Source organism: Variovorax glacialis (assembly GCF_051216375.1).
Classification (GTDB): Bacteria; Pseudomonadota; Gammaproteobacteria; order Burkholderiales; family Burkholderiaceae_C; genus Variovorax.
The window spans coordinates 484,719-503,466 of record NZ_JBPJZT010000002.1 but is presented as its reverse complement, the minus strand read 5'-3'; the positions used below and the strand labels follow the sequence as shown (position 1 = coordinate 503,466).

18 protein-coding genes are annotated in these 18,748 nt (G+C 66.9%); 7 read left to right on the top strand and 11 right to left on the bottom strand.

The features are described from left to right. The first annotated feature begins 2 nt into the window (after window positions 1-2). Entirely contained in the window at window positions 3-1,664 is a 1,662-nt protein-coding gene (gene ettA, locus ACSFBL_RS06765) for an energy-dependent translational throttle protein EttA (protein WP_435514972.1), read from the top strand. 90 nt (window positions 1,665-1,754) lie between these two features. Further along, complete coding sequence (locus tag ACSFBL_RS06760) at window positions 1,755-3,068, top strand: PQQ-dependent sugar dehydrogenase (protein ID WP_435514971.1); 1,314 nt, start codon at window positions 1,755-1,757, stop codon at window positions 3,066-3,068. Window positions 3,069-3,078: 10 nt separating this feature from the next. Here the strand turns inward: ACSFBL_RS06760 and ACSFBL_RS06755 are convergent, their stop codons facing one another. Continuing rightward, on the bottom strand, window positions 3,079-4,452 hold the full coding sequence (locus tag ACSFBL_RS06755) for a TAXI family TRAP transporter solute-binding subunit (RefSeq protein ID WP_435514970.1): 1,374 nt from the start codon (window positions 4,450-4,452) through the stop codon (window positions 3,079-3,081). 247 nt (window positions 4,453-4,699) lie between these two features. Here ACSFBL_RS06755 and ACSFBL_RS06750 point away from each other — a divergent pair, with 247 nt between their 5' ends. Further along, on the top strand, window positions 4,700-4,930 hold the full coding sequence (locus ACSFBL_RS06750; protein WP_435514969.1) for a hypothetical protein: 231 nt from the start codon (window positions 4,700-4,702) through the stop codon (window positions 4,928-4,930). Here the strand turns inward: ACSFBL_RS06750 and ACSFBL_RS06745 are convergent. Continuing rightward, on the bottom strand, window positions 4,908-5,939 hold the full coding sequence (locus ACSFBL_RS06745; protein WP_435514968.1) for a P1 family peptidase: 1,032 nt from the start codon (window positions 5,937-5,939) through the stop codon (window positions 4,908-4,910). The genes ACSFBL_RS06750 and ACSFBL_RS06745 overlap by 23 nt on opposite strands. 101 nt (window positions 5,940-6,040) lie before the next feature. On the opposite strand from ACSFBL_RS06745, the gene ACSFBL_RS06740 reads away from it, so the two are divergent. After that, window positions 6,041-6,499 carry a Cd(II)/Pb(II)-responsive transcriptional regulator gene (locus tag ACSFBL_RS06740; RefSeq protein WP_435514967.1) on the top strand — a complete coding sequence of 153 codons (459 nt, stop codon included), beginning with the start codon at window positions 6,041-6,043 and terminating at the stop codon, window positions 6,497-6,499. Between the two features lie 15 nt (window positions 6,500-6,514). Here ACSFBL_RS06740 and ACSFBL_RS06735 read toward each other — a convergent pair whose 3' ends face one another. The 8 genes from ACSFBL_RS06735 to ACSFBL_RS06700 form a co-directional block, all read right to left on the bottom strand. Beyond that, window positions 6,515-7,501, bottom strand: a complete 987-nt coding sequence (locus tag ACSFBL_RS06735) for a glycerophosphodiester phosphodiesterase (RefSeq protein ID WP_435514966.1) — start codon at window positions 7,499-7,501, stop codon at window positions 6,515-6,517. Then, window positions 7,498-8,076, bottom strand: coding sequence for a YceB family lipoprotein (locus ACSFBL_RS06730; RefSeq protein ID WP_435514965.1), 579 nt, complete (start codon window positions 8,074-8,076; stop codon window positions 7,498-7,500). Before ACSFBL_RS06730 ends, ACSFBL_RS06735 begins: the two co-directional genes overlap by 4 nt. Window positions 8,077-8,125: 49 nt before the next feature. Further along, window positions 8,126-8,914 carry an amino acid ABC transporter ATP-binding protein gene (locus tag ACSFBL_RS06725; RefSeq protein ID WP_435514964.1) on the bottom strand — a complete coding sequence of 263 codons (789 nt, stop codon included), beginning with the start codon at window positions 8,912-8,914 and terminating at the stop codon, window positions 8,126-8,128. Then, window positions 8,901-9,551, bottom strand: a complete 651-nt coding sequence (locus ACSFBL_RS06720) for an amino acid ABC transporter permease (RefSeq protein ID WP_435514963.1) — start codon at window positions 9,549-9,551, stop codon at window positions 8,901-8,903. The genes ACSFBL_RS06725 and ACSFBL_RS06720 overlap by 14 nt, the downstream gene beginning before the upstream one ends. A 7-nt stretch (window positions 9,552-9,558) precedes the next feature. Beyond that, window positions 9,559-10,221, bottom strand: a complete 663-nt coding sequence (locus ACSFBL_RS06715; protein WP_435514962.1) for an amino acid ABC transporter permease — start codon at window positions 10,219-10,221, stop codon at window positions 9,559-9,561. 9 nt (window positions 10,222-10,230) lie between these two features. Further along, on the bottom strand, window positions 10,231-11,022 hold the full coding sequence (locus ACSFBL_RS06710) for a transporter substrate-binding domain-containing protein (protein ID WP_435514961.1): 792 nt from the start codon (window positions 11,020-11,022) through the stop codon (window positions 10,231-10,233). Window positions 11,023-11,085: 63 nt separating this feature from the next. After that, the gene (locus ACSFBL_RS06705) at window positions 11,086-12,051 is read right to left on the bottom strand and encodes a Bug family tripartite tricarboxylate transporter substrate binding protein (RefSeq protein ID WP_435514960.1); all 966 of its coding nucleotides are present in this window, start codon (window positions 12,049-12,051) and stop codon (window positions 11,086-11,088) included. 55 nt (window positions 12,052-12,106) lie between these two features. Then, complete coding sequence (locus ACSFBL_RS06700; RefSeq protein ID WP_435514959.1) at window positions 12,107-12,547, bottom strand: OsmC family protein; 441 nt, start codon at window positions 12,545-12,547, stop codon at window positions 12,107-12,109. Between the two features lie 187 nt (window positions 12,548-12,734). On the opposite strand from ACSFBL_RS06700, the gene ACSFBL_RS06695 reads away from it, so the two are divergent. Next, window positions 12,735-14,426, top strand: a complete 1,692-nt coding sequence (locus ACSFBL_RS06695) for a long-chain fatty acid--CoA ligase (RefSeq protein ID WP_435514958.1) — start codon at window positions 12,735-12,737, stop codon at window positions 14,424-14,426. A gap of 27 nt (window positions 14,427-14,453) precedes the next feature. Here ACSFBL_RS06695 and ACSFBL_RS06690 read toward each other — a convergent pair whose 3' ends face one another. Next, on the bottom strand, window positions 14,454-15,296 hold the full coding sequence (locus tag ACSFBL_RS06690) for an IclR family transcriptional regulator (RefSeq protein ID WP_435514957.1): 843 nt from the start codon (window positions 15,294-15,296) through the stop codon (window positions 14,454-14,456). 102 nt (window positions 15,297-15,398) lie between these two features. On the opposite strand from ACSFBL_RS06690, the gene ACSFBL_RS06685 reads away from it, so the two are divergent. Next, on the top strand, window positions 15,399-16,376 hold the full coding sequence (locus ACSFBL_RS06685) for a Bug family tripartite tricarboxylate transporter substrate binding protein (protein WP_435514956.1): 978 nt from the start codon (window positions 15,399-15,401) through the stop codon (window positions 16,374-16,376). A 10-nt stretch (window positions 16,377-16,386) separates the two neighbouring features. After that, window positions 16,387-18,747, top strand: a complete 2,361-nt coding sequence (locus ACSFBL_RS06680; protein WP_435514955.1) for a cytochrome P450/oxidoreductase — start codon at window positions 16,387-16,389, stop codon at window positions 18,745-18,747. The last annotated feature ends 1 nt before the right edge of the window (window position 18,748 follow it).

Here is an 18,748-nt window from a genome sequence, read left to right as displayed (position 1 = left end):
CCATGGCCCAGTACGTCTACACCATGAACAAGGTCAGCAAGACCGTGCCGCCCAAGCGGCAGATCTTGAAGGACATTTCGCTCTCATTCTTCCCGGGCGCCAAGATCGGTGTGCTGGGCCTGAACGGTTCCGGCAAGTCGTCGCTGCTGAAGATCATGGCCGGCATCGACAAGGAGATCGAAGGCGAGGCGCTGCCGATGCCTGGTCTCACGATCGGCTACCTGGAGCAGGAGCCCAAGCTGAACGCGGCGCACACGGTGCGCGAATCGGTCGAGGAGGCGATGGGCGCGGTGTATGCCGCCAAGGCGCGCCTCGAAGAGGTATACGTGGCCTACGGCGCCGAAGACGCCGACTTCGATGCGCTCGCGGCCGAGCAGGCCGAGCTCGAAGCCATCATCGCCACCGCCGGCACCGACTCCGAACACCAACTCGAGATCGCCGCCGACGCGCTGCGCCTGCCGCCGTGGGACGCCAACATCGGCGTGCTCTCGGGCGGTGAAAAGCGCCGTGTCGCGTTGTGCCGCCTGCTGCTGAGCAAGCCCGACATGCTGCTGCTCGACGAACCGACCAACCACCTGGACGCCGAATCCGTCGAATGGCTCGAAGTGTTCCTGCAGCGCTTCCCGGGCACCGTGGTGGCCATCACCCACGATCGCTACTTCCTCGACAACGCCGCCGAGTGGATTCTCGAACTGGACCGCGGCCGCGGCATCCCATGGAAGGGCAACTACAGCACCTGGCTGGAGCAGAAGGGCGAGCGCCTCGCCCAGGAACAGAAGAGCGAGGAAGCCCACGCCAAGGCCCTGAAGAAGGAACTCGAATGGTCGCGCCAGAACCCCAAGGCGCGCCAGGCCAAGAGCAAATCGCGTCTGGCCCGTTTCGAGGAGCTGAGCGACTTCGAATACCAGAAGCGCAACGAAACGCAGGAAATCTTCATTCCCGTGGCGGAGCGCCTGGGCAACCAGGTCATCGAATTCAAGAACGTCACCAAGTCCTTCGGTGACCGCGTCCTGATCGACAACCTGAGCTTCGAGATCCCCGCGGGCGCCATCGTTGGCATCATCGGCCCGAACGGCGCCGGCAAGTCGACCCTGTTCAAGCTCATCGCGGGCAAGGAAGCGCCGGATACCGGCGAGGTGGTGATCGGCCAGACGGTCAAGATGGCCTTCGTCGACCAGAACCGTGACGCCCTCGGCAACGAGAAGACCGTGTGGGAAGACATTTCCAACGGCCTCGACATCATCAACGTCGGCAAGTTCCAGATGGCGAGCCGCGCCTACGCCGGCCGCTTCAACTTCAACGGCGCGGACCAGCAGAAGAAGGTCGGCACGCTGTCCGGCGGTGAACGAGGTCGCCTGCACTTGGCCAAGACCCTGATCGCGGGCGGCAACGTCCTGATGCTGGACGAACCGTCGAATGACCTGGACGTCGAGACGCTGCGCGCGCTCGAGGACGCACTGCTCGAATTCGCGGGCTCCGTGCTGGTCATCAGCCATGATCGCTGGTTCCTCGACCGCATTGCGACGCACATCCTCGCGGCCGAAGGCGACAGCCAATGGACCTTCTTCAACGGCAACTACCAGGAGTACGAAGCCGACAAGAAGAAGCGCCTGGGCGAGGAAGGCGCAAAGCCACACCGGATGCGCTTCAAGGCGCTGAAGTAGCAAGGGCTAATCCGGGCGCCGCGGGGCGCCGCCACGGCGCAAACTCCGGCTCATTCCAGTTCGGCGCGGCAAGCGCCAGAAGGGGCGGGCATGAATGTGGCAACGCGATACCTTGCGATGGTGCTGGCGCTTCTCGCAGGCTGTGGAGGTGGCGGCGGCGGTGCCAACGTATCGGTGGCTGCCTTCAGCGTGGGCGCCACGGCGATCATCCCTTCGCCCGCCGTCCCGTCGGCACAGCCGGCCAACACCCCATCCACACCGCCGCCTGCCACGCCCGGCGCGCCCCCCGCGGCGCCGATGAGTTTCAAGGTCACCGAGGTCGCCACCGGCCTCGACACCCCGTGGGGTCTCGCTTTCCTGCCCGACAAGCGCATGCTCATCACACAGCGCGGCGGGCAGTTGCGATTGCGCAATGCCGACGGCACGCCCGTCAACGGTGGCGCTGACCAGATCAGCGGCGTTCCGTCCGTGGCCGCGGTCGGGCAGGGCGGCCTGCTCGACGTGGCGGTCGATCCCTCGTTCGCCAGCAACCGGCGCATCTACTTCAGCTTTGCCGAGCGCGACGGCGCGAATCCGAACCTGAACGGCACCGCCGTCGCGCGGGCCGAACTCGATACGGCCAGCCGCAGCCTCGGCAACGTGGTCGTCATCTACCGCCAGTCGCCGAAGGTCGACAGCACCGCGCATTTCGGGTCCCGCCTGGTGTTCGACCGCAACGGCTATCTCTTCGTCACGATGGGCGAGCGGCTGCTCGACACGCAACGCGGCTTTGCGCAGGACCTCACGCGCGGCAACGGCAAGGTCGTGCGCATCACGACCGACGGCGCGCCAGCGCCCGGCAATCCCTTCGCGTCCACGCCCGGCGTGCAGCCGCACATCTGGAGCTACGGCCACCGCAATCCGCAGGGCGCCGCGCTGCATCCGACGACGGGGGACCTCTGGACCAGCGAGCACGGCCCGCAGGGCGGCGACGAGGTCAACCTGACCCTGCCCGGCCGGAACTATGGCTGGCCGATCATCAGCTACGGACAGGAATACGGCACGCTCACCCAGGTTGGCGAAGGCACTGCCAAGGCGGGCATGGAGCAGCCGCTGATCTACTGGCAGAAGATCGACGGCTCGGCCTGGGTGCCGGGGACGGCCAAGTCATCGATCGCGCCGAGCGGCATGGCCTTCTATACCGGCGATGCGCTCCCGGCCTGGAAGGGCAATCTCTTCATCGGTGCGCTCGCCGGCACGGCGCTGTGGCGGCTCACCCTCGATGGCAACTCGGTGACAGCGGCCGAGCGGCTTCTGGCCGATCGCGGCGATCGCATCCGCGATGTTCGCCAGGGTCCGGACGGTTGGCTGTACCTTCTGACGGACAGCAGCAACGGCAAGCTGCTGCGCATAGAAGTCCAGTAAGCCGCAAGGATCAGGCTGACCCTGGAGATACGGCCGGCGCGCCCTCGCCGCCACCCGGCGAATTCGCCATCACGCGCTTGCGCACGGCGTAGATGTTGTTGCGCAGTGCATAGAGTTCGTCCGCATACGAAAGCGGCACCGCGACCTTGTTGACGACCCGGTCCAGATCGTCCAACTCCTTGATGAGCGCATCGCGCGAGCCCTTGCCGGATTCGAGCCGGGCCTCGACGTCGCGCAGTCGCGCATACCAGCGGAAGACCCGACGGCGCACGCGGAACTGGTAGAGCGGCGGCACCACGCGGCTCAGCGGCAGCATCAACACCACCAAGCCACCCAGCACCAGCCACATGCGCTCCACGAGGTTGCTCGCCCAGAAGGGCAGGTAGCGCTGCCAGAAGGGCGGGGTGCCGTTGATCGCGCGATCGCCCTCGGGGCTCACCGGCAGTTCGCTCGTGCGGGTGTTTGGAAAGTCACGTGCGCGGTTGAACCAGCCCGCGCCGCCGTGCAGCGTCTGCGCGCTCTGCGCGAACAGTTGCCGCAGGGCCGGGTGGGTCTGCTCCCGCGCCAGCAGCGAGGTCGTCGCGGCCAGCAGCGATACATCATGCGACGGCAGGTCGGCCGCCAGGTCGACCACGCCGCGTGGCAGTGTCACGGGCTGGAGGAAGGCGAAGCGCCGGGAATACGCATCGCTCTGCGCGAAGTCCATCAGTTGAATGTCCGGGGCGCGCAGCAGACGCTGAACGAGGGGCGACTGTGGTGCCGAGGCCAGCACGATCACGTCGAGCAGGCCGGCCTGCAGCGCCTCGGTCGCGGGCGTCTGCTCGAGGTTCGACAGGTTCAGCGTCGCAGGATCCATGTGATTCGCGCGAAACATGCGCTCCATGATGTCGGGCACGCCGCTGCCGGGCTTGTCGACGTTGATGCGCAGGTCCTTGAGTTGCGTGAGCGAAGTCAGGGTCGCGGTCTTGCGGTCGACCTGGCGTGCCGCCTCGGTGCGATAGAAGAACCAGAGCGGCTCGAAGAACAGGCTGCCGAGCGAGGTGAGACCGGCTTCCTCGTCCTTCACGGGATCGGCGCTGCCGCCGCGAACGAAGGCCACGTCCGCGCCCCCGCTGCGCAGCAGCTGCAGGTTGTCGTTGGAGCCGTCGGTCGGCTTCAGCACGACCTCGATGCCGCTGGTCTTGAGCGCCGCGGCGTAGCGCTTCCCGAATTCGGCGTTGGCGCTTCCGGCCGGGCCGGTGGCCAGCGTCACCTGCTTGGGCGGCTGCGGCTCGAGATACCAGTAGGCGGCGACCAGCAGGCCGATGACGAGGAAGATCACCGGTCCGGCGGAAGCAATCAGGTCACGGATGGAAAGAAGGAAAAGGCGTATGGCTTGAGGCATGCGGTGAAATGGAACGGGCGCTTTGGTCTTGTTCGAGCTTGCTCGAGGCAGCGGCATTTTCAGTGCCTTTGCGGCGCCCCTCGTTACAAAGCGCTTGCGAGACGCACTGGGGCCGCTGCCCTAGCAAGGCTTTGCGCGGTCGTCAATACACCCGCCCGGTTATTGAAGATCACCCTCGCCGCGCGCCCAATAGCGCAAACGCGGCCTCGGCCATTTCCTCGCCTGACCTTCGCCCCTCTTGCCGATCATGACGAACTTCAAGACCCGACTGGCGTTTCTCGGAAAGATCTTCCTGGCGCTGCTGTCCCTCGCGACGCTGCTGCTCATCGCAGGCCGTCACCTGTTCTCGATCATCTCGCCGCTGGACCTGCTGCTGTATGCAGGCTTCGGCACCTTGCTGCTGCTTGCGGTGGTCGCCCTCGCCGCGATGGTGGCTGCCCGCTGGGACCAACGGGCTATGCCTGACGGACGGGGCTGAGGTCCGCGGCGCAGGGGAAGTAGCTCTCGCCGATGCGGACCGACCGCGCCGCGCGAACCGCACGCAAGGTGGCAATGGCCACGACTTCGGCCGCCATCGTGCTCAGGACCGTCATGCCCGGCGCGTCGCCTTCGAGCGGCACGCGACCCGTCGCCAGCGCGAAGAGGGTGTCGCCGTCGCTCATCGTGTGAACCGGGTTGATGGCGCGCGCGAGTCCGTCGTGCGCGACGCTCGCCAGGCGGTTGGCCTGGACCTTGGTGAGCACGGCGTCGGTGGCGACCACGCCCAGCGTCGTATTGGTTCCCGCCAATAACGGTTTGGGCAGCTGGCCGCGAAGCAGGGCGCGACGGGTGTCGAGCAACGCACGACCGTCTTCGGTGCGGGCACCGGCAACGACCTGTGCGGTGTCGGGGTCGATGACGTCGCCCAGCGCATTGCAGGCGATCAGCGCGCCGACGGTCACACCGTTGACGGTGACCGACGCGGTGCCGATGCCGCCCTTCATCGCCCGGTGCACGCCGAAGAGCTTGCCCACCAAGGCGCCGCTGCCGGCCCCGACGTTGCCCTCGGCCGGCGCGGCGTTCGAGGCGGCTTCGCAGGCCGCGTAGCCTGCGGCGGCGTCCGGTCGGATGCGGGCGTCGCCGACGGGCAGGTCGAACAGCACGGCGGCCGGAACGATGGGGATCGTGCCGTACCGGGCATCGAGGCCGATGCCGCGTTCCTCCAGCCAGCGCATCGCGCCATCGGCCGCGGCCAGGCCCCAGGCACTGCCGCCCGAGAGCATCACGGCGTGCACCTGCTGGACGAAGTTGCCCGGCGCGAGCAGGTCGGTCTCGCGTGTTCCGGGGGCGGCGCCGCGCACATCCACGCCCGCGACCGCGCCCTCGCGCGCGAGGATCACTGTGCAGCCGGTGGGCCGGCGGGCGTCGCTGTAGTGGCCGACTTCGATGCCGGCGACGTCGGTGATGGCGCCTGCCGGCGCATGGGCGAAAAGGGGCTGATCGGGCATCGAATGATTATGGCGGGGTCAGGGCATCGCGGACCTTCGTTGCGCATGCGGCGCCGCGGTGTCACCATTGCCCGACCTTGAAGTCACTTGAAGATCCATCCATGGCCATCGAACAGGGCTACCGCATCGGCGACGCCGCCGCCCGCAGCGGCGTGAGCGCCGCCAACATCCGCTACTACGAGAAGGAAGGCCTCATCGCGCCGCAGGCGCGCAGCGACAACAGCTACCGCATCTACAGCGACGCCGACGTGCACCGTCTGCGCTTCATCCGCCTGTGCCGGGCGATGGACATGTCCCTCGACGAAGTGCGGACCCTGATGGCGCTCGACCTCCGCAGCAAGGCCGACTGCGACGCGGCCTGCGTGGCGCTCGATTCGCACCTGGGCCACGTGCGCGAGCGGCTGCGCGAACTGCGCTCGCTCGAAAAGGACCTGATCGCACTGCGCGACTGCTGCGACGGCACCGACGCGCAGTGCCACATCATCGAAACCCTGCATGCGCGGGCCGACCGGCAGCCCATCGCAGGTTCACGCCCCACGCGGGCGGCACGCCACGTCTGAGGGCGCCGCGCCGGCTCAGCGGCCGCGCGCGGGCAGCGGGACGCCGCGCTCGGACATCACGTCGCGCAGGATCGCCGGATCGTCCGTGATGAGGCCGTCCACGCCCCAGTCCATCAGGCGTGCCATGTCGGCGCGATCGTTCACCGTCCACGGCAGCACGCGGAAGCCCAGCGCCTGTGCTTCCTTGACCAGTGCAGGCGTGAGATCGTTGAAGGCGGGCGACCAGATCACCGGCCCCTTGCTGTCGCCCACCGCCGCCTTCACGAGCCGGGGCGCCGAGCCGAAATCCTCGACGCGAAGGCCCAGGGTCCAACTGCTGTCCTTCAAAGTGCGGGCGCTCGTGAGGTAGGCGCGCGGCATCTGCGGCGCCGATTGGCCGACCAGCGAGAAAGACCGCCAGTCGAAGCTCTGGATGGTCACCCGCTGCGCCATGCCGGCCTTGTCGATCTCGGCCAGCAGCGCGCGCACCATCTGTTCGGGCGAGGCGGTTTCATCGGGCCGCGAAGGCTCCAGCTTGGTCTCGATGTTGAACCGCACCTGGTCCGCGCCCAGTACCCGCGTCTGCACGAACAACGCAGCCAGCGTCGGAATGCGCTCGCCATCCTTGAGCAACTGCTTCGGAAAAGCCTTCCCGTAGTTGGTCGCAGGATCGATGCGGCCGACGTCGTAGCCCTGCAGCTGCGAGAGAGGCAGCGCGCGTATCGCCGGCCCCTTCGCCGCAAGAAAGGCACCGCGCGCGTCACGCGTGTGATCGGGATTCAGCACCATGTCATGCGAGATGACCACCACGTCGTCAGCCGTCAGCCCGATGTCGAGCTCCAGCGTCGTGACCCCAAGCCCGATGGCCTTCGAGAACGCGTTCAACGTGTTCTCCGGCGCCAGCGCCCGCCCCCCGCGATGCGCCTGGAGGTCGATCGTCGGCTTGGCGTCGCGGCTGGGGGAAGTGGTGCAGCCCGCGAGCACCGCGACAAGCAGGCAAGTCCGGAGGTGAGCCGCGCTCATTTGAGTTCTACCGTGATGCCGTTGTCCTGGACCGTGATTGCGCCGATCTCGTAGGTCTTGCGGCCGACCGTCAGTTCTTCCGCCGTGAACGTCCGCAGGGCCTGGTCTCGCAGGAGCTCTTGCGCCACGACCGCCCCGATCTGCTGCAGTCGCTCCGCATCGCGCCCCGTGACGCCCTGCAGTTCGAGCCGTTCCGCCTGCGGACGATCGAGCCGCAGCGCCCGCGCCGGCGCGTCGTACTTGAGCGCGCTGCTGACCGAGACGATGCCTTCCACCGTCTGGGGCTGCAGCAGGGGACTCGAGATCGACACCGTGGCGGTGATCGCCGCACGGTTGCTCCGCGCGTCCAGTCCCAACTGCGGATCGCGCAGTCCGATGGAGAAGATGTCCGCATAGCGCTTCTGCACCGGGAAGCGCTTGGCGAGCTGCGCCTGCAGTTCTTCGCGGCTGGCGGTGTACTCGCTGGTGAAGAAGTTGAAGCCTGCCAGCGCTGCGAAGGGCGCCGCAAGCGCGCCGGCGCCCAGCAGCGCACGCAGTAGCGATCGACGGGAACGAAGGTTGGAGCGGCTTTGCATACCGCTCCGAGCTTGCCACAGCCGGAGGGTTCCCCTGCGCGCGGGCGACTCAGTCGTGCAGGGACGAAAGGAACTGTTTCAGTTCCGCCGTCTGCGGATTGCCGAAAAGCTCGGCCGGCGGCCCCATCTCGTGCACGCGCCCCTGGTGCATGAAGATCACGCGGTCGCTCACCTTGCGCGCGAAGCTCATCTCGTGCGTGACCATCAGCAGCGTCATGCCTTCGTCGGCGAGTGACTCGACAACGCGAAGCACTTCGCCCACCAGTTCGGGGTCGAGCGCGGAGGTGATCTCATCGCACAGCAACACCGCGGGTTCCATCGCGAGCGCGCGGGCGATCGCCACGCGCTGTTGCTGGCCGCCGGAGAGCTGGTCGGGCATGGCATCGAACTTCTCGGCCAGCCCCACGCGCGTGAGCAGTTTGCGCGCCTGCGATGCGGCCTCGATGCTGCTGCGCTTCTTCACCAGCGTGGGCGCCAGCATCACGTTGCGCCCGACCGTGAGATGCGGAAACAGGTTGAAGCTCTGGAAGATCATGCCCACGTGCTGGCGCAGTTCGCGCATTGCCATCGCGCTCTCGTGCAGCAGCGGCTTGCCGTCGACGGTGAGGGAGCCTTCCTGGAAGACTTCGAGCCCGTTGATGCAGCGTAGCAGCGTGCTCTTGCCCGAGCCGCTCTTGCCGATGATCGCGATCACCTCGCCGCGCTTCACTTCGAGGTCGATACCCTTGAGCACTTCGTTGCTGCCGTAGGACTTGCGCAACGCGGTGATGCGCACGATCGGCGCGGCCGACGATTTCGCGACGGGTGGAACGGAGACGGTGGCTTCAGCGAGCGCCATGGATCTTCCTCTCGAGGTTCTTGGCGTACAGGCTCACGGGGAAGCACAGCACGAAATAGAGCAGGGCGACGCAGCTGAACACGACGAAGGGCTTGAAGGTCGCGTTCGAGATCATGCTGCCCGCCTTGGTGAGTTCGACGAAGCCGATGACCGAGGCCAGCGCCGTCCCCTTGATGACCTGCACCAGGAAGCCCACCGTCGGCGCGACGGCGATGCGAAGCGCCTGCGGCAGGATCACGTGCCGCATCTGCTCGCCGAAGCTGAGCGCCAGGCTCCCGGAAGCTTCCCATTGGCCCTTGGGTATCGAGGCCACGCAACCGCGCCAGATCTCGGTGAGGAAGGCGCTGGTGTAGAGAGTGAGTGCCACCGAGGCGGCGGTCCATGCCGAGACGTCGACGCCGAAGAGCGCGATGCCGAAGTAGGCCAGGAAGAGTTGCATCAGCAAGGGCGTGCCCTGGAAGACCTGCACGTAGAGGCCGATCAGCCGGTCCGCGACGCGGCCGCCCGACAGACGCAGGAAAAGCAGCAGGCCACCCACCACGCCGCCGCCGACGAAGGCGATCAGCGAGAGCACGACGGTCCATCGCAACGCCAGCAGCAGGTTGCGCAGGATGTCCCAGAGGGAGAAGTCGGTCATGCGCGCCTCAGCGTCCGAAGAAGTACCTGGGCCCCGCCCAGTTGAGCAGGCGGCGTGCACCCACCGACAGCGCAAGGTAGATCACCGTCGCGATGATGAAGGCCTCGAACGCGCGGAAGTTGCGGCTCTGGATCAGGTTCGCAGCGTAGCTCAGTTCCTCGGTCGATATCTGGCTGCACACGGCCGAGCCGAGCATCACGATGATGATCTGGCTCACCATGGCGGGCCACACCTTCTTCATCGCGGGTGGAAGGATCACGCGCATGAACACCTGCACCTTGTTGAGCGCCAGGCTCACCGCGGCCTCGATCTGCCCGCGCGGCGTGGCCTCGATGCCGGCGCGGATGATCTCCGTCGCGTAGGCGCCGAGGTTCATCACCATCGCGATCACCGAAGCCACCTCCGGCGACAGCTTGAAGCCCGCCGCGGGCAGCCCGAAGAAGATGAAGAAGAGCTGCACGATGAAGGGCGTGTTGCGTATCAGCTCCACGTAGCTGCCCACCACCCATCGCAGCCACGTCGGCCCGCTCGCACGGGCCCAGGCGCAGGCCACGCCCACCACCATGCCGATGGCGGTCGCGATGGCCGTGAGGCCCAGCGTCCAGAGCACGCCCTTCAGCAGAAGGGGCCATTGGCCGAGGACGGCGCCGAAGTCGAATTCGATGCCCATGGGAACCGGTCAGACCGGGAGGTCGCCCGCCGGGCGGCCCAGCCACTTCTTCGCCATCGTGTCGAGCGTGCCATCCTTCTTGGCGCCGGCAATGATGTCGTTGACCTTGGTCTTCAGCGCATCCTCGCCCTTGGCGATGCCGATGAAGCAGGGGCTGTCCTTCAGCAGCAGCTTGTATTCGGCGCCGAGCTGCGGGTTCTTCTGCATCATGTCGCCGGCGACGGCCGCGCTGGTGGCGATGGTCTGCGTCTGGCCCGCGACGAAGGCCGCGATGGTCGCGTTGTTGTCCTCGAAGCGCTTGTAGTCGACGTTGGAAGGCGCGACCTTGGCGAGTTCCTGGTCTTCCATCGCGCCGCGCGTCACCGCCACGCTCTTGCCGCCCATGTCGGCAAAGCTCTTGATGTTGAGGGCCTTGGCGGCGTAGACCGCCTGGAAGAAGGGCGCGTAGGCCGACGAAAAGTCGATCACCTTCTCGCGCTCGGCGTTCTTGCCGAGGGTGGAGATCACGAGGTCCGCCTTGCGCGTCTGCAGGTAGGGGATGCGGTTGGCGCTGGTCACCGGCACCAGCTCGACCTTGACGCCCAGCTTGCTCGCGATGAGCTGGGCCATCTCGACGTCGAGGCCCTGCGGCGTCATGTTCTTGTCGACCGAGCCGTAGGGCGGGTAGTCGGTCGGCACGGCGATCTTGATCGTCTTGGCCTTGAGGATGTTGTCGAGCGCGTTCTGGGCGTGCGCGGCACCGACGCTGAACAGCGCGGCTGCGGCGATGATCGACGCAAACTGACGCTTGGAAATCTTCATGGCTTGGCTCCTGGGAAGGTCGGTGGAATGCATCCGCCGACCGTACGCAAGAGCTGTGCCGGATCAGTCCATCCTGGCGCCGGAAGCCTTCACCGCCTTTTCCCAGCGCGGGGTCTCGGCGACGAGGAACTTCGAGAAATCCTCGGCACCGAGGAAGGCCGGGTCCGCCCCCTGGCTCACCATCCGGTCGCGCACCTCAGGGCTACTCAGAACCTGCTTGAAGGTGTCGCTCAGCTTTGCCACCACGTCCTTCGGCGTACCGGCCGGCGCGAGGAAGCCGTAGAAGCCGACCACCTCGAATCCCTTGACGCCGGCCTCGATCACCGTCGGTACATCGGGCAGGGCCGCATTGCGCGCGGCGCTCGTCACCGCCACCGCCCGCACCTTGCCTTGCTTGTGGTAGTTGGCCGCCTGCGGGATCGACTCGGCCATGAACTGCACCTGTCCGCCCATCAGGTCGGTGAAGGCCGGCGCACTGCCGCGATAGGGAATGTGGACCATGAAGATGCCGGTCGCGCTCTTGAACATCTCCGGCACGAGATGACTGATGCCGCCATTGCCCGCCGAGCCGTAGTTGATCTGTCCCGGCCGGGCGCGGACGTAGTCGATGAACTGCCTGAGGTCGGTGACCGGCAGCTTCGGCGTCACCAGCAGCGCGAGCGGCTGCATGGCCGTGCGTGCGATCGGCGTGAAGTCCTTCAGCGTGTTGTAGGGCAGCTTGTTGTAAAGCGCGACGTTGATCACCGCGACACCGGTGTTGGCGAGCATGAGCGTGTAGCCGTCCGGCGCGCTTTTCGCGACCGCTTCGGCGCCGACCGAGCCGCCTGCGCCAGGCTTGTAGTCGACGATGACCGGCTGGCCGAGCACGGCCTGCAGCTTGTCGGTGAGCAGACGCGCATGCTGGTCGAGCGGCCCGCCGGCCGGAAAGCCGATGACGATCTTGATCGGCTTGTCGGGAAACGCGGCCATGGCGACGGCCGAAGCCGCCATCCACAGGGCCGCGACGATGCCTTTGCGGGCGATGTTCATGTCTTGTCTCCTCGTTGAGCGAGGGATCATAAACAGCGCCCCTTCGACGCGGTTTTCAGCTCTTGAGCGTCGCCTTCAACGTAATCTCCGGCACGCTCGCAAGCGCCTTCGACAGCGGGCAACCCGCCTTCGCGCCCGCAGCAAGCTCCTGGAACTTCGCCTCGTCGAGGCCGGGGACGCTGGCTTCGAGTTCGAGCTGGATGCGGTCGATCTTGAAGCCCGGGCCGTCCTTGGCAAGACGCACGGCGGCCTTGGTGTCGATCGAGGTCGCGGTCAGGCCGGCACCTTCGAGCGCGAAGGCGAAGGCCATCGTCAGGCAGCCGGCATGCGCCGCGCCTAGGATCTCTTCAGGGTTGGTGCCGCGCTTGTCGTCCTCGAAGCGGCTCGCGAAGCCGTACGGATAGTCCTTTAGCGCACCGGTCTCCGTGCTGATCTGTCCCTTGCCGGTCTTGCCGGCGCCTTCCCAGTGAACGCTTGCGTGCTTGTCTGCAGCCATGAGATCTCCTTGGTGGGTGGATTGAACCGAATCTCGCGTTGTACGGCATATCGCGGCCGGCGTCTGTCGGCCTTTGGTGCAAGGCGAGCATGCGCGGGCGGCGAGTCACGCATGTGACGTCTTCGGGGCTTCCCCGATGCAGATGCGTCGCCGGGCGTCGTAGGCTCTCACGCTGTTTGGAGACTGTATGGATCGCCCGCACTACAAATTCTGGCCGCAGCGCCTGCCCCGTTCGATCACCGTTCCCGCCACCTCCCTGTGGCACAACCTCGCCACCGCCGCGGCCCGCTTTCCCGACAAGGCTGCGCTCGTCTTCTTCGGCAGCGAAATCACCTACCGCGAATTCGCCGCGCAGGCGGAGCGCCTCGCCGGCACACTGCATGCGCTGGGCGTGAAGCGCGGCGACCGCGTGCTGCTAGACATGCAGAACTGTCCGCAGCTCGTGATCGCGCATTTCGCGATCCTGCGCGCCAATGCGGTGGTCGTGCCGGTCAACCCGATGAACCGCGCGGAAGAGCTGAAGCACTACATCACCGACCCGGACGCGAAGGTCGCGATCACCACCGGTGACCTGGCCGCCGAACTCGCCAAGGCCAGCAACGCGCTCGATCCGGACGCCCGCCTCGCGCACATGATCGTCACGCAGTTCACCGACACCTTCGATGCCGCAGTGACCGGCGACGAGGCGCCTGCCGCGGCCTGGCGTGAATGGCTGCTGACGCGCCATCCGCTGCCCGCACTCGAAGGCGGCGCGGTCATGACATGGACTGACGCATTGAACGCCGGCCATGCCGCGCCCGAGCACGTGGTCGGCGCCAACGACATGGCCCTGCTGCCCTACACCAGCGGTACCACCGGCCTGCCCAAGGGCTGCATCCACAATCATTCGAGCCTGATGCACAACGCCTTCGCGGGCCAGCTCTGGGGCCTCGGGTCATCGGAGGCGGTGGTGCTGGCGGTGGTGCCGATGTTCCACATCACCGGCGTGGTGAGCATGATGCACACCACCATCAACATGGCCGGCACGCTGGTCATCATGCCGCGCTGGGACCGCGATGTCGCCGGCCGCCTGATCTCGCGCCGCAAGGTCACGAGCTGGACCAACATCCCGACCATGGTCATCGACCTGATGGCCAGCCCGAACTTCGCGAACTACGACCTTAGCAGCCTCGTCTACATCGGCGGTGGCGGCGCGGCGATGCCGCAGGCCGTCGCGCAGCGGCTGCTGGAGCAGTTCGGGCTGAAGTACCAGGAGGGCTACGGCCTCACCGAAACGGCCGCGCCCTCGCACGCGAACCCGTTCGAGAACCCCAAGCAGCAGTGTCTGGGCATCCCCTACATGAGCACCGACGCGCGCGTGGTCGACCCGGACACGCTGCAGGAAATGCCCATCGGCGAATCGGGCGAGATCATCATCCACGGCCCCGAAGTCTTCCAGGGCTACTGGAAGCGTCCCGACGCCACGGCGGCCGCCTTCGTCGAGTTCGAGGGCAAGCGCTTCTTCCGCTCGGGCGACATGGGCCGCATGGACGAGGACGGCTACTTCTTCATGACCGACCGCCTGAAGCGCATGATCAATGCGAGCGGCTTCAAGGTCTGGCCGGCCGAGGTCGAGCTTCTGATGTTCCGCCACCCCGCGATCCAGGAAGCCTGCGTGATCGCGATGAAGGACGCCTATCGCGGCGAATCGGTCAAGGCCGTGGTCGTGCTCCGCGCGACGCACAAGGACACGACCGAGCAGCAGATCATCGACTGGTGCCGCGAGAACATGGCGGTCTACAAGATCCCGCGCGCGGTGCAGTTCGTCGATGCGCTGCCGAAGAGTGGGAGTGGGAAGGTGATGTGGCGATTGCTGCAGGAGGCGGAGAGCAAGGATTGACCCGAACGGCGCGAGCGCCTCGCGTCGTCAGCCTTCCGGTCGCGGGCCCGCATAGCCGAGCTTTGTGCTGGTCGCCAGCGCTTCGCGCCGAACGGCTGCCGCGATCGGGCCATCCGCCGAAGGATCAAAGCCACCGCTGGCGCCGAGCGCGGTGATCACCGCACACACGCGGCCCGTGAAGTCGAACACCGGCGCCGCCACGGCGCTGATGCCGCGCAGATAGACGTCCTTGACGACAGCGCATCCCTCCGCGCGAATTTCTGCTTGCAGCTTGTCGATCGGATTCGGCATCGGGAGCAACGCGAGCATGTCGGGTGTCGCGGCCGCCAGTTCCTCTTCCGCCAGGGTCCGCACCCGCGCCTCATCAAGCAGCCCGAGGAAGACGCGCCCGGTCGCCGACCAGACCAGCGACATCACCGAGCCGGCGCGCACGTTGACCGTCACGGGCAAGCCCGGCTCCTCGAACCGCATGATGGTCGGCCCCTTGTTGCCCATGACGGCGACGAAGCAGGTGATCTCCAGACTCTCCCGCAACCGGACCAGCGCCGGTTCGGCAAGGCGGATCGGCTCGGCCTGCCGCATGGCCGTCAGCCCGATCTGGATCAGTTCCGGACCGAGGAAGTAGCGCTGGGAACTCGTGTCCTGGTCGACCAGGCCCTCTTGGATCAGGCTCGCCAGGTAGCGATGCACCTTGGCCGGGCTTTCACCCACTTGCGCAGCCAGCGCGGATAGGCCGGCGCTCCCGCCCATGCCCGACAAGGCCTTCAGCACGGCCATGCCGGTTTCGGCGGACTGCACGCGCTGCCGGCGCTCCAGCACACGCGGGGCGGCGGTGTCGATGACGGCGTCGGGCTTCCGGGTTTTTCTCATGGCGCTTGATCCTACTCAGCGGGGTGGGGTGGTAGAAACCCGGTATTTCGATTACGCATAGCGTATAACAATTACGCAAAACCACTCGTAAGGATCGACCCGATGAAGAAGCTTCTTGTCGCGACGCTGCTGGCGTTGCCCGTCCTGCATCTGCCCGCACTTGCCCAGCAAGCACCGTCGACATACCCCGCCAAGCCGATCCGATGGGTCGTTCCCTACGCAGCCGGTGGCGGCTCCGACTTCCTCGCGCGCACCATCGGTCAGACCTGGTCGACGCAGGTGGGGCAGCCGGTCCTGGTCGACAACAAGCCCGGCGGCAACACGGCGCTCGGTGCCGCCGAAGTCGCGCGGGCCGCGGCGGACGGCTACACGGTGCTGTCGGCCGACAACGGCACGCTGGTTTTCAATCCGGTGCTCTACAAGTCGCTGAGCTACAGCCCCACCAAGGACCTCGCGCCCGTCACGCTGATGGGGCGCTTTCCGATGATCCTGGTCGTCGGTCCCGGCATCGAGGTGAAGGACGCCAAGGATTTCATCGCCCAGGCGAAGGCCAAGGCCGGCGGCTTGAACTACGGCTCGGCCGGCGCTGGCAGCCCGCACCACCTCGCGATGGAACTGCTGAAGTCGGAAGCCGGCATCCAGATGGTCCACGCGCCGTACCGCGGTGCCGCCCCAGCCCTGGCCGATGTGGCCGGGGGCCAGATCCCGGCCATGATGGTCGACCTGGCCGCGGGCGCCGCCTTCATCAAGGGCGGCAAGGTCAAGGCGCTGGCGGTGGCCAACGCGACCCGGCTGCCTCAACTGCCGGACGTGCCGACCTTTGCCGAACTCGGCTACAAGAACGTCGAGGCCGCGGCACTCGTCGGCATGGTGGTGCCCGCGGGCACGCCCCCGGCGACGATCGCCGCGATCAACAAGCAGGTCGTTGCGGCCATTCACGATCCTGCGGTCAGCAAGCGGCTGGTCGACTTCGGTGTGGAGCCGGTCGGCAACACGCCGGCGCAGTTCGCGGAGTTGCTGAAGGGCGAGACCACCAAGTGGCAGAAGCTCATCCGCGACCTGAACATCTCGCTGGACTGAGGAGCGGGCCATGAACGGTGTCGAAGTCCCGCGTCGAACGACCGGTTGCCCCGTGGCGCACGGTGCGCTGTCCGGCGAGCGAACCCCGACCGGCTGCCCGGTCAGCCAGCACGCCGCCGACTTCGATCCCTTCGAGGACGGCTACCAGCAGGACCCGCCCGAGTACGTCCGGTGGGCGCGCGAGAAGGAGCCGATCTTCTGGAGTCCGAAGCTCGGTTACTGGGTAGTCACGCGCTACGACGACATCAAGGCCATCTTCCGGGACAACATCACCTTCAGCCCGTCCATCGCGCTGGAGAAGATCACGCCGACCGGCGACGAGGCAAACGCGGTGCTCGCGTCCTACGGCTTTGCACTGAACCGCACGCTGGTCAACGAAGACGAGCCCGCGCACATGCCACGGCGCCGCGCGCTGATGGACCCGTTCACACCCGAGGAACTGAAGCACCACGAGCCGATGGTGCGGCAGCTGGCGCGCGAGTACGTCGATCGCTTCATCGACGACGGCCGCGCGGACCTCGTCGACCAGATGCTGTGGGAGGTTCCGCTCACCGTGGCGCTGCATTTCCTCGGCGTGCCCGAGGAGGACATGGACACGCTGCGCAAATATTCGATCGCGCACACGGTCAACACCTGGGGCCGACCGAAGCCGGAAGAGCAGGTGGCGGTGGCGCATGCGGTCGGCAACTTCTGGCAGTTCGCGGGCAAGGTGCTCGACAAGATGCGCCAGAACCCGGAGGGGGGCGGCTGGATGCAATATGGGCTTCGCAAGCAGCGCGAGCTGCCCGACGTCGTCACCGATTCCTACCTCCACTCGATGATGATGGCCGGCATCGTCGCGGCCCACGAGACCACGGCCAACGCCACCGCCAACGCGATGAAGCTGCTGCTGCAGCATCCCGACGTGTGGCGCGACATCTGCGAAGACCCGAGCCTGATCCCCAACGCGGTCGAGGAATGCCTGCGGCACAACGGGTCCGTGGCGGCATGGCGCCGCATCGTCACGGCCGATGCGCAGGTGGGCGGCGTCGACCTGCCGGCCGGCTCGAAGCTGCTGATCGTCACTTCGTCGGCCAACCACGACCAGGCCCACTTCGCGGACGCGGACCTGTTCGACATCCGGCGCGACAACGCGAGCGACCATCTCACCTTCGGCTACGGCTCGCACCAGTGCATGGGCAAGAACCTGGCGCGCATGGAGATGCAAATGTTCCTGGAGGAGTTCACACGACGGCTGCCGCACATGCGCATCGCGGCGCAGGAGTTCTCGTATGTGCCGAACACCTCGTTCCGTGGCCCCGAGCATCTCTGGGTCGAATGGGATCCGGCGAACAACCCCGAACGCGTGCAGCCCGCGCTGCGTCATCCGCAAGTTCCGGTGCCGGTGCGCATCGGGGAGCCGTCGAAGGGCGCGATCACCCGGCCCGTGGTGGTCGAGAGCGTCACGCGGGTGGCGGACGGCATCGTCAAGCTGCGCCTCGTCGCGCCGGACGGACGGCCGATGCCGCGCTGGACGCCGGGCTCGCACATCGACATCGAATGCGGTCATCCGGAACTGTCGCGGCAGTATTCGCTGTGCGGCGACCCCGACGATGCGAACGCGCTGGAGATCGCGGTCCTGCATGAGGCCGATGGCCGCGGCGGCTCGGCCTGGGTGCATGCGAAGGTGAAGGCCGGCGACAAACTCAAGATCCGCGGGCCGCGCAATCACTTCCATCTCGACGAGTCGGTGAAGAAGGTGATCTTCATTGCCGGGGGCATCGGCATCACGCCGGTGAGTGCGATGGCGCAGCGCGCGAAGGCGTTGGGCATCGACTACGCGCTGCACTACAGCGGGCGCTCGCGCGCGAGCATGGCGATGCTCGATGAACTGGCCGCAACGCACGGCGAGCGGTTGGTCGTCTACGCGGGTGACGAAGGCCGGCGCAATGACATCGCAGCCCTTCTCGCCACACCCGAACCCGGCACGCAGATCTACGCCTGCGGGCCGATGCGCATGCTGTCGGCGCTGGAGGCGCATTGCGCCGCCTGGCCCGACGATTCGCTGCACGTCGAGCATTTCGAGTCGACCCTGCGAACCCTGGACCCTTCGCGCGAACATGCCTTCGATGTCGAACTGAAGGACTCCGGCATCGTCGTGCACGTGCCGGCCGACCAGACCGTGCTGAGCGCCCTGCGCGCAGCCAACATCGATGTGCAGAGCGATTGCGAGGAGGGCCTTTGCGGCTCCTGCGAAGTCCGCGTGCTGGCCGGCAAGGTCGACCATCGCGACGTCGTGCTCACGCGCGCCGAACGTGAGGCCGACGCGAAGATGATGACGTGCTGCTCGCGCGCGTGCGCAGGCAGTGGCCGGCTGGTTCTCGAACTGTGAC

What these genes read in the sequence shown, in the direction of transcription:
- ettA (WP_435514972.1), top strand. Translation starts at nt 3, where the DNA reads ATGGCCCAGTACGTCTACACCATGAACAAGGTCAGCAAGACCGTGCCG.
- ACSFBL_RS06760 (WP_435514971.1), top strand. Translation starts at nt 1,755, where the DNA reads ATGAATGTGGCAACGCGATACCTTGCGATGGTGCTGGCGCTTCTCGCA.
- ACSFBL_RS06755 (WP_435514970.1), bottom strand. Translation starts at nt 4,452, where the DNA reads ATGCCTCAAGCCATACGCCTTTTCCTTCTTTCCATCCGTGACCTGATT.
- ACSFBL_RS06750 (WP_435514969.1), top strand. Translation starts at nt 4,700, where the DNA reads ATGACGAACTTCAAGACCCGACTGGCGTTTCTCGGAAAGATCTTCCTG.
- ACSFBL_RS06745 (WP_435514968.1), bottom strand. Translation starts at nt 5,939, where the DNA reads ATGCCCGATCAGCCCCTTTTCGCCCATGCGCCGGCAGGCGCCATCACC.
- ACSFBL_RS06740 (WP_435514967.1), top strand. Translation starts at nt 6,041, where the DNA reads ATGGCCATCGAACAGGGCTACCGCATCGGCGACGCCGCCGCCCGCAGC.
- ACSFBL_RS06735 (WP_435514966.1), bottom strand. Translation starts at nt 7,501, where the DNA reads ATGAGCGCGGCTCACCTCCGGACTTGCCTGCTTGTCGCGGTGCTCGCG.
- ACSFBL_RS06730 (WP_435514965.1), bottom strand. Translation starts at nt 8,076, where the DNA reads ATGCAAAGCCGCTCCAACCTTCGTTCCCGTCGATCGCTACTGCGTGCG.
- ACSFBL_RS06725 (WP_435514964.1), bottom strand. Translation starts at nt 8,914, where the DNA reads ATGGCGCTCGCTGAAGCCACCGTCTCCGTTCCACCCGTCGCGAAATCG.
- ACSFBL_RS06720 (WP_435514963.1), bottom strand. Translation starts at nt 9,551, where the DNA reads ATGACCGACTTCTCCCTCTGGGACATCCTGCGCAACCTGCTGCTGGCG.
- ACSFBL_RS06715 (WP_435514962.1), bottom strand. Translation starts at nt 10,221, where the DNA reads ATGGGCATCGAATTCGACTTCGGCGCCGTCCTCGGCCAATGGCCCCTT.
- ACSFBL_RS06710 (WP_435514961.1), bottom strand. Translation starts at nt 11,022, where the DNA reads ATGAAGATTTCCAAGCGTCAGTTTGCGTCGATCATCGCCGCAGCCGCG.
- ACSFBL_RS06705 (WP_435514960.1), bottom strand. Translation starts at nt 12,051, where the DNA reads ATGAACATCGCCCGCAAAGGCATCGTCGCGGCCCTGTGGATGGCGGCT.
- ACSFBL_RS06700 (WP_435514959.1), bottom strand. Translation starts at nt 12,547, where the DNA reads ATGGCTGCAGACAAGCACGCAAGCGTTCACTGGGAAGGCGCCGGCAAG.
- ACSFBL_RS06695 (WP_435514958.1), top strand. Translation starts at nt 12,735, where the DNA reads ATGGATCGCCCGCACTACAAATTCTGGCCGCAGCGCCTGCCCCGTTCG.
- ACSFBL_RS06690 (WP_435514957.1), bottom strand. Translation starts at nt 15,296, where the DNA reads ATGAGAAAAACCCGGAAGCCCGACGCCGTCATCGACACCGCCGCCCCG.
- ACSFBL_RS06685 (WP_435514956.1), top strand. Translation starts at nt 15,399, where the DNA reads ATGAAGAAGCTTCTTGTCGCGACGCTGCTGGCGTTGCCCGTCCTGCAT.
- ACSFBL_RS06680 (WP_435514955.1), top strand. Translation starts at nt 16,387, where the DNA reads ATGAACGGTGTCGAAGTCCCGCGTCGAACGACCGGTTGCCCCGTGGCG.